Below are 9,543 nucleotides of genomic sequence, written 5' to 3'. Positions count from 1 at the left end.
TGATCAGCCGCTGGACCGACCTGCTGCTCGCCCTTCCGGTGCTGCTGGCGGCGATCGTCGTCGCCGGTGTGTTCGGCGGCGGGTACTGGGTGACCGTGGTTCTGCTGATCGCGCTGTTCTCGCCGTCGGACATCCGAATCGTGCGCGCGGGCGTGCTCGAGCAGTCGGCCCGGCCCTACATCGAGGCTGCCCAGATGCTCTCGCTCTCGCGGTGGCGCGTGATGTTCCGCCACATCCTGCCGAACGTGTCGACCCTGGTGATCACGAACGCGATGCTCAACGTCGCGTTCGCGATCGTCGCGTTCTCGTCGCTGTCGTTCCTCGGCGTCGGGGTGCCGCCGGGGACTGCCGACTGGGGGCGCCAGCTCACCGACAACCGGGCGATCATGTTCGACAACCCTGCCGCCGTCATGGTGCCGGCCGCCCTCATCATCCTCGTCGCGTGCGCCGTGAACCTCGTCGGCGACTGGCTGGGTCAGCGCCTCTCGCAGGTGGGAGAAGACGCATGACCGGCGTGCAGATTCACGGGCTCACCGTGCGCGGACCACAGGGCGTCATGGTCGAGCCGTTCGACGCGACTATCGCTCCGGGCCGGACCCTGGCCATCATCGGCGAGTCCGGATCGGGCAAGACCCTCAGCGCCAAGAGTCTCATCGGCCTCCTGCCCCGCGGATTCCGCGCCGCAGGAAGCGCCGTGATCGGCGACCGGTCACTTGAGCTGGATGCCGCACCTGCAGCGTGGACTTCGGTGCGCGGGTCCACCGTCGCGCTGCTGCTGCAGGATCCGTTCACGAGCCTCTCGCCGGTGCACCGGTGCGGGGATCAGATCGCGTGGACGCTGCAGGCGGCATCTGACAGGCGGATCGCGGCATCCGACCTCGCTCGCGAGGTGGCCGCGCGGCTGGCCGAGGTGAAGCTCCCTGAACGCGTCGCGCGAGCCTTCCCGCACCAGCTCTCGGGCGGCATGCGGCAGCGGGTAGCTATCGCGGCGGCGCTGGCCGCTGACCCGAAGCTCCTTATCGCGGATGAGCCGACCACCGCGCTTGACGCATCGAACCAGGCCGAGATCCTCGACCTGCTGCGCGCGGTGCAGGCACGTCGGGACCTGTCGGTCATCCTCATCTCGCATGACCTGGGACTCGTGCGCGGCCGGACCGACGACGTCTTGGTCATGCAGCACGGCGTCATCGTCGAGCGTGGAGCAACCGGCGATGTGCTGTCTGCTCCGAAGCATCCGTACACCCGTGCGCTCATCGACGCGGACCCCGTCCTCGCGCCGCCGCGTGAAACTGCTGCGCCCGAGGCCGACCAGACTCCGACCCTCCTGCAGGCGACGGGAGTGACGAAGCACTTCGGGGAGCGCACGGTGCTCGATGGCGTCGACCTGCGCATCGGCGAAGGCGAGATCGTCGGCGTGGTCGGAGAATCCGGGTCGGGCAAGTCGACGCTCGCGCGCTGTATCGCGGGGCTGGAGCGCGAAGACGGCGGAGTCATCTCCTTTGTCGGTGAGAACCTCGCCCCGGGACGCCGCTCGCGCACACCAGCGCAGATGCAGATCGTGTTCCAAGATCCGTACTCGTCGCTGAACCCGATGATGTCGATCGGGTCGATCCTGCGCGAAGCCCTCGCCGTCGCGCGCCGCCCGGCATCCGATGTGGCTGTGCTGCTCGAGACCGTCGGGCTTCCCACCGACTTCGCCGGCAAGCGCCCGGCCGAACTGTCGGGTGGTCAGCGCCAGCGCGTCGCTATCGCGCGTGCCCTGGCACCGAGGCCGCGCCTCCTCATCTGCGACGAGTCGGTCTCAGCACTCGATGTCTCGGTGCAAGCCCAGATCCTGGCGCTGTTGACCACGCTGCGTGACGACCTCGGTATCTCGCTGTTGTTCATCTCGCACGACCTGGCAGTCGTGCGACTGCTCGCCGACTCCGTAACCGTGCTCTGGGACGGCCGCGTGATCGAGAGCGGACCGTGCGAACAGGTGCTCACCGAGCCCCGACACGAATACACCCGGATGCTGGTTGCCGCCGCGCACCGCGAGAACACGTCGGTGGGTACCGGCGAGAGAGAAGACTGACGTGCAATCGATCGAACCGGTGCTCGCGGAAGGCGCAGAAGCCGTCACCGCGGTTCTGGATGCCGGCCTGGCTGATGCTCTGGGTGCTGAGCGAGCCGCGCGCTGGCGCGTCGAGCGCGCCGGGTACCGCCCCACGGCGCACATGCTCGGTAGCGGCGCCGGCATCCTGGCTGCCGTGCTCACGTCCGGTCGCCCCGCGACAGCTGCGACCAAGATCGTCGACCTGTGGACCTCGCCCGAGGCTCCGACTGACGCTGCCGATCGCCTCATCGCGGGCGTGATCGCTGCGGCAGCTGAGCGCGGCGACGCCGCCGTGAAGTGGGAACTGCCCGAGGATGCCGCGGTTCCCGCGTCGGCCGCAGCGCTCGGGTTCGCGCCTCTGCGCGCCCCCTGGGGTGCTGTCGGCACCGAGGCGACGCAGGGGCTCGTGCACTGGCTCATTCCCCTGACCCATGACGAGCCCGGCTACTACGGACAGACGACCCTCTTCACGTGCGGAGCGGTAGCGGCCCTCATCGCGACCGAGCGCCACGGCAGCCCCGGCTTCGGGGGCGAGACCGTGCCAGATCGTGATCTCGAGATCGACTTCTGGCGTCGCGCCAGCAACTACCCGGCCTGTGAACCGCTCGGACTGGCCGTCACGGTGCAGGAGCACGTCGGCTCTCGCGGCGCGGTGGAGGTCGCACTCGATCACCCAGGACCTGTCCTGCTGGAGGATTTCACCGGCTTCGACTACGACTTTCGGGCAGAGCTGCAGCGGGAATCGCGCAAACGCGCGGCAGATCTCGGCATCCCGGTCGACACGGCCCGAATCCCGATGACCGACGTCGCGGCGCGGGTGGCCGCGGGCGAGCAGGCCCTGCTTCTCATCGACGAGGCGCCGATGCACGCCGACCCCGGACCGCACTGGATCGTGGCTCACGCCGCTGCCGGCCCCTATGTCGTCGTCGAGGACCCGTGGGTGAACCAGGCGACGGGGGAGACCTGGGTCGATACCCATGATCTTCCGATCCACATCGATGACCTGGAACGCCTCGTCGCCTGGGGACCCGAAGGCTACCGCGGCGTCATCTTCCTCTCGCCGCGCTGAGTCGACGGGCCGGGCGGATGTCCGGGGTCGCGAATAGACTTGCGGGGTTATGGATGTGGTGGATGACGAGCTGCTGACCGGCCTGAATCCGCCGCAGCGCGAGGCGGTGCTGTACCGGGGCCCGGCGCTCCTGATCGTCGCGGGCGCGGGGTCGGGCAAGACCCGGGTGCTCACCCACCGGATCGCGTCGCTGCTGCGCGGTGGCGAGGCCTATCCGAGTCAGATTCTCGCGATCACGTTCACCAACAAGGCAGCCGGTGAGATGCGCGAACGTGTCGAGCAGCTCGTCGGTGAACGCGGGCGCGGGATGTGGATCTCGACGTTCCACTCCGCGTGCGTGCGGATCCTGCGTCGCGAGGCCGAGCAGTTCGGGTTCACGAAGGCGTTCACGATCTACGACTCCGGCGACTCCCGTGCTCTCATCAAGCGCCTCGTGAAAGAGCACGAAGCCGACGCTCTCGGGCTGACCCCCGCGGGCGTGCAGGGACGGATTTCCAAGCTCAAGAACGAACTCGCGGATGCCGAGTCCTTCGCGCGACAGGCGAACATGAGCGACCCCGCCGAGCGCCTCTTCGTCGAGATCTTCGGCGACTACCAGCGAGCTCTGCAGCGCGCCAACGCGTTCGACTTCGACGACCTCATCGCCCAGACCGTGTATCTGTTCCGCGCGTTCCCGCAGGTTGCGGATGTCTACCGCCGGCGCTTTCGGCACGTCCTCGTCGACGAGTACCAGGACACCAACCACGCGCAGTACGCGCTTATTCACGAACTCACCCGCCCTGTCACGGGGGCTGCAGCCGAGCCGTATTCCGTCGGCGGAATGATGATCTTCGAGCCTGACGAGGCTCCCGAACTCGAGGGTGCCTCGCTCACCGTCGTCGGTGACTCAGACCAGTCGATTTACGCGTTCCGCGGGGCCGACATCCGCAACATCAGCGAGTTCGAGCGCGACTTCCCCGGCGCGAAGGTCGTGTTGCTGGAACAGAACTACCGGTCGACACAGAACATCCTCTCGGCGGCGAACGCCGTCATCGGCAACAACTTCGATCGCAAAGACAAGAAGCTGTGGACGGACGTCGGGGCAGGCGATCCTATTGTCGGCTTCACCGGTTACTCCCAGCACGACGAGGCCCAGTTCGTCGCTGACGAGATCGAAGCCCTCCACCGCCGCGGCGTCGAGTACGGCCAGATGGCAGTTTTCTATCGCACGAACTCCCAGTCCCGTGCGCTGGAAGAGATCTTCATCCGCTCGGCAGTGCCTTACAAGATCATGGGCGGCACGAAGTTCTACGAACGCGCCGAGATCAAGGATGCCCTCGCGTACCTGGTCGCTGTGGCCAACCCCGCCGATGAGATGGCGGTGCGCCGCATCCTGAACAAGCCGCGGCGCGGCATCGGCGACGTCACCGAGACGGCCATCGCCCGCTACGCGGCGGACCAGCAGATCACGTTCCGCGATGCGCTCGCCAACGCCTCGGCCCTCGGCGTCGGCCCCAAGATCCAAGCCGCGATCGCGCAGTTGGATTCCGTTCTCGCTGAGGCGAGCGCCCTGATGCTCCCGTCCTCCGGTGAGCTCCCGCCGCCCACCACGGTGGCCGAAGGGCTTCAGCTGCTTCTGAACAAGTCGGGTTACCTCGACGCGCTGCGCGCCTCCCGCGATCCGCAGGATGAAGCGCGCGTCGAGAACCTCGACGAACTCGTCGCCGTCACACGCGAGTTCGCCCGCAACAACCCCGACGGCACGATCATCGACTTCCTCACCGAGGTCGCCCTCGTCGCGGATGCCGACGACCTCGACGATGCGAGCGGGTCCGTGTCTCTCATGACGATGCACACGGCGAAGGGGCTGGAGTACGACACCGTGTTCATCACGGGCGTCGAAGAGGATCTCATCCCGCACCGCATCTCGGCCGGGGAACCGGGCGGACCGCAGGAAGAGCGGCGCTTGTTCTACGTCGGCGTCACGCGTGCTCGAGCGCGGCTCTATCTCACGCTCGCGATGACCCGAGCGCAGTTCGGCGAAGTGTCGGTAGCGATGCCCAGCCGGTTCCTGCAAGAGATCCCTGCGACGCTCATCGATTGGCGCCAGTCCCCGGGTGATGTGAACTCCCGTGGGGGTTCCCAGTCCCGCGCCCTCAATGCGCGGCCAGGGCGGGGCGGGTCGGGCGGCGGTGGTTTCGGGGGCTCGGGCCGCTACGGAGACGCGCTCGTGCCGAAGTCGACCTCAATCGACAAGTTCGCCAACCGCATCCCGGCCAAGGTGCGCGACAACGGCGACATGGAGCTCGCGCCAGGAGATCGCATCCGTCACGACGACTTCGGCGAGGGTCGAGTGGATGCTGTCACGGGCGAGGGCGCGAAGCGCGTCGCGCATGTTCGTTTCGATAGCGCGGGCGCCAAGAAGCTCCTGATCAAGATCGCCCCGATCGACAAGCTCTGAGGGTCGCGTCTGGGAGGGGGCGCCAGGACTTTCGCCCCTGAGCGCCACCCGTGGGTGCGCGTACGATCGCGATGACGGCGTGAGCGAGGGTGCACCGGCGCCCAGGGCCCACAGAAGGTCACGCCCGCTGGCAGAAGGAGGCCCATGACCCTCGCGTCAGTCCTCACTGTGCTCGCCGATCACCCGGTGCTCGTGCTGTTCCTGGTCACGGGTATCGGCGCGGCGATCGGCCGCATCCGGTTGTGGGGGATGTCGCTCGGCGCCGTAGCCGTGCTCTTCACGATGATCGCGCTCACCGCCTGGGGCGTCTCCCAGGGGGTCACGATTGAGGTGCCCTCGTACGTCGGCGACTTCGGTCTGGTGCTCTTCGCCTTCAGTATCGGCGTCATCGCAGGGCCGGGGTTCGTGAATGCGCTTCGCACGTCGTACTGGATGCTGCTGCTCGTCTCGGTCATCATGATCGTCGCGGCAGCCCTGACGCTGGGCCTGGGGACAGCTCTGGATCTGTCGCCGGAAACGATCGCCGGTGCGTACGCCGGCTCGGTCACGAGCACACCCGCCCTCGCTGCTACCGGGGGCAGCCCAGCAGCGACAGTCGGGTATGCGAGCACCTACATCTTCGGCGTTGTTGGTGCGATGGGAGCCGTCGTACTCGCGCTTCGCCACAGTCGCACAGACGCTGACGCACCACCACGGATCGTCGACCTCGTCATCCGCATCGACACCGACAGCACCCCCACGATGACCGACCTCACGCGGCGGCACGGCGGCCGGGTGCTGGTCTCGCGCCTGCGTCGCCCCGACGGAGAGGTCGTCGTCGTGGGTCCCGACACGGTGCTCGAGAAGGGCGCAATCATCAATGTGGTCGGCCCGGAGCGGGTCGTGGCAGCCGTCACCGAGGAACTGGGGCATCCGTCGACGCTCAACATCACGCACGACCGCAGCCGACTGGACTACCGGCGGATCATCCTGTCGGACTCGCGCTGGTCGGGACGCACGATCGCGCAGCTCGGTGTCGCCGAGCGCTTCGGTGCGACGATCGTGCGGGTGCGGCGCGGGGATGTCGAGTTCCTCGGGACCCCCGACTTCGTGCTGCACCAGGGCGACCGGCTTCGTGTTGTCGCTCCCCGCGACCAGCTGCCCGCGGTCACGGCCTTTCTCGGCGACTCTGAACGCGGCATGGCCGACCTCAACCCCGTGGCTCTCGGCCTCGGTATCGCCGCGGGCATGCTGCTCGGCCTCATCGAAGTGCCGCTGCCGGGCGGATCGCACCTGTCGCTGGGAGCCGCAGCCGGAGCGCTGATTGTCGGCCTCGTGATGGGCAGGATCGGGCGGATCGGCCGCTTTGTGACGACGATCCCCAACGCCGCTGCCACCGCGCTGGGCGAGTTGGGCCTGTTGATCTTCCTCGCCTACGCCGGGTCGAAGGCGGGATCGCAGATCCTGCAGGCGATCGCGTCGGGAGAGATCGTCGCGCTCGTCGGGATCGGATTGGTCGTGACATCCTTCGCGATGTTCGGCACCTACCTGCTGGTGCGGCACATCCTGCACCTGGGGGGTACGAAGCTGTCGGGTGTCATCGCCGGCGCGCAGACGAACAGTGCGATCCTCGCCTTCGCCCAGGAACGCACTGGCCACGACGTCCGCGTCGCCCTTGGTTACAGCCTCGTCTATCCCACGGCGCTGGTCGTGAAGATCCTGCTCGCCCAGCTGCTCACGCTGCTGTAGTCCCGGCCGAAGACGGCATCCACGCTTACCGCGTTTCCCGAACTGTGACAACCCTGGTCCTGATCCACGCGCGACGTCGGTAGCCTCGAAGCATGGCTCTGTTCTCTCGACGCCCCGCAGCAACGCCTGCCGAGACGCCCGAGGGCGCCTCCGACGACACGACATCCGTTGACGACACGGGAGTCGCCAACGCCGCATCCGACGCCGACCCGGCAGCCTCGCAGCCCTCGGCGGTCGCTGACGACGAACCAGACTTCGACGCGGTGGTCGGGATCTCGATGTCGTCGTTCCAGGGCCTCGGGGCCCCCGCGCCCGCGGCGAACGCCGCGGCAGAAACGGCGGCCGATGACGACGCAGAAGCGCCGCCCCGGCCCAGCGTCCAAGACAACGGCCCGCTGGTGACGGCGCTGTCAAAGCTCCCCGAACGACCCGAGCCGGCGGAACTCCTGCAGGTTGCCCGTCAGCTGCTGCAGGGACACCTCTTCCTGCGCGTCAAGGGAGATGCCAAGCGAATGCTCGCCGAGGGTGAGAACATTCCGCTGGCGATCACCACGATCGGTGACAAGCAGTACGTCCTTGCCTACAGCGGTGTCGCGGCCTTGCGTGCCAGCCTTGCCGCAGACGGCGCGACCGACACCTCGGCGATGGCGCAGCCCGCGCAGGCGGTGCTGCGGTTCCTGCTGTCGGGCACCTACGCCGGACTGATCATTGACCCGGCATCCGCCCCTGCCAGGGCGCTGCTCTCTCGGGACCTCATCGCTCAGATGATGGAGCAGGCCGACCCCGAGTTCAGCGTCAAGAAGCTGCTCGCTGCCCGCCGCACCGAGTCCACGCCCGACGAGGTGGTGGCAGCCATCCCTTCCTCACGCCTGTGGATCGCGGTGAACAAGCCCGAAGGGTCCGATCAGGTCGGAGTCGCCGAAGCCCGTACCGCCGACGGCGACCGCCTCATCGAAGTGTTTACGCACCCCATCGAGATCGCAGCACTCGGGCGCGGTGACCGCCCCGCCCCCGTCACCGGTGCGCAACTGGGCGCGGCGCTTCGCGCAGACCCCGAGCTCGCCGGCATCCTCATCGACCCCGCCGGTCCCTGGATTCGACTGAACCGAGACCACCTCGCCCCGCTGATGGTCGAGGCCCCGGACGATGGCGACTGACCGGATCACCCTCACCATCCCCGGCCCCGACGGCGATCGGGAGGTCGGGCTGTCCAGTCCTGACCGTGTGCTGTGGCCAGCGGTCGGCATAACCAAGCGCGAGCTGGCCGAGTACCTGCTCGCCGTCGCAGGCCCCTTCCTCGCCGCCAACGGCCACCGTCCCGTCTCGCTTGAGCGCTACCCCGACTCGATCGAGGGTGAGATGTTCTTCTCGAAGAACCCGCCCAAGGGCGCGCCGTCGTTCATCGAGACCGTCACCGTGACCTACAACAGCGGGCGTCGGCATCCGCAGATCGTGCTCACCGAGCCCGCCGCCGTCGTCTGGGCGGCACAGATGAACACCGTCGTCTTCCATCCCTGGGCATCGCGCACCGAGAACACCGACAACCCTGTCGAACTGCGCATCGACCTCGACCCGCAGCCCGGAACCGACTTCGCGGATGCCGCGGCCGTCGCCCCCGCGCTCCGTGAGGTGCTCGCGGAGGCGGGGCTCGAGGCATGGATCAAAACAAGCGGCAACCGCGGCATCCACCTGTTCTGCCCGATCGAACCGGAGTGGGAGTTCCTCGACGTCAGGCACGCGGTCATCGCCGCCGGTCGCGAACTGGAGCGACGGATGCCGGACCGTGTCACCACGAAGTGGTGGAAAGAGGAGCGCGGAGAGCGCGTCTTCATCGACTTCAACCAGGCAAATCGCGACCGCACGATGGCAGGGGCCTACAGTCCGCGAGCCCTGCCGGCCGCGACTGTTGCCACCCCGATCAGCTGGGAGGAGCTGGCATCCGTCGATCCGGCATCGTTCACTGTGCGCACCGTGCCGGAGCGCCTGGCCGAGGTGGGCGACCCCTGGGCCCGGTTCGGCGAGGTACGCGGCAGGATCGACACGCTGCTGGAGTGGTGGGAGAGAGACCTTTCCGACGGACTCGGTGAGCTGCCTTTCCCGCCCGAGTTCCCGAAGATGCCCGGCGAACCCCCGCGGGTCCAGCCGAGCCGCGCACGCAAACCCGACCCGAGCGACCCCGAAACGGAGGAAATCGAGTGACCGACAAGACTG

7 protein-coding genes are annotated in these 9,543 nt (G+C 67.9%); all 7 read left to right on the top strand.

Annotation, left to right across the window (positions count from 1 at the left end; genetic code table 11):
* Positions 1–509 (top strand): ABC transporter permease (locus B3587_RS02085; protein WP_292726173.1); only part of this gene is annotated, 509 nt, incomplete at its 5' end.
* Positions 506–2,074 carry an ATP-binding cassette domain-containing protein gene (locus B3587_RS02080; RefSeq protein ID WP_292726172.1) on the top strand — a complete coding sequence of 523 codons (1,569 nt, stop codon included), beginning with the start codon at positions 506–508 and terminating at the stop codon, positions 2,072–2,074. The genes B3587_RS02085 and B3587_RS02080, both read left to right, overlap by 4 nt.
* 1 nt (position 2,075) lies before the next feature.
* Entirely contained in the window at positions 2,076–3,164 is a 1,089-nt protein-coding gene (locus B3587_RS02075; protein ID WP_228179113.1) for a peptidase C39 family protein, read from the top strand.
* A 49-nt stretch (positions 3,165–3,213) separates the two neighbouring features.
* Entirely contained in the window at positions 3,214–5,604 is a 2,391-nt protein-coding gene (locus B3587_RS02070; RefSeq protein WP_292726169.1) for an ATP-dependent helicase, read from the top strand.
* Positions 5,605–5,748: 144 nt separating this feature from the next.
* Complete coding sequence (locus B3587_RS02065; protein ID WP_292726167.1) at positions 5,749–7,332, top strand: aspartate:alanine exchanger family transporter; 1,584 nt, start codon at positions 5,749–5,751, stop codon at positions 7,330–7,332.
* A gap of 92 nt (positions 7,333–7,424) precedes the next feature.
* Complete coding sequence (locus tag B3587_RS02060; RefSeq protein WP_292726165.1) at positions 7,425–8,489, top strand: SseB family protein; 1,065 nt, start codon at positions 7,425–7,427, stop codon at positions 8,487–8,489.
* Positions 8,479–9,531, top strand: coding sequence for a non-homologous end-joining DNA ligase (gene ligD, locus B3587_RS02055; protein ID WP_292726163.1), 1,053 nt, complete (start codon positions 8,479–8,481; stop codon positions 9,529–9,531). The genes B3587_RS02060 and ligD overlap by 11 nt, the downstream gene beginning before the upstream one ends.
* The last annotated feature ends 12 nt before the right edge of the window (positions 9,532–9,543 follow it).

This window comes from Microbacterium sp. UBA837 (assembly GCF_002296025.1).
In the GTDB taxonomy this organism is placed as follows: Bacteria; Actinomycetota; Actinomycetes; order Actinomycetales; family Microbacteriaceae; genus Microbacterium.
Note: the sequence above shows the minus strand (reverse complement) of the source record. Positions and strands in the feature narration are given on the sequence as shown.

What these genes read in the sequence shown, in the direction of transcription:
- B3587_RS02080 (WP_292726172.1), top strand. Translation starts at nt 506, where the DNA reads ATGACCGGCGTGCAGATTCACGGGCTCACCGTGCGCGGACCACAGGGC.
- B3587_RS02070 (WP_292726169.1), top strand. Translation starts at nt 3,214, where the DNA reads ATGGATGTGGTGGATGACGAGCTGCTGACCGGCCTGAATCCGCCGCAG.
- B3587_RS02065 (WP_292726167.1), top strand. Translation starts at nt 5,749, where the DNA reads ATGACCCTCGCGTCAGTCCTCACTGTGCTCGCCGATCACCCGGTGCTC.
- B3587_RS02060 (WP_292726165.1), top strand. Translation starts at nt 7,425, where the DNA reads ATGGCTCTGTTCTCTCGACGCCCCGCAGCAACGCCTGCCGAGACGCCC.
- ligD (WP_292726163.1), top strand. Translation starts at nt 8,479, where the DNA reads ATGGCGACTGACCGGATCACCCTCACCATCCCCGGCCCCGACGGCGAT.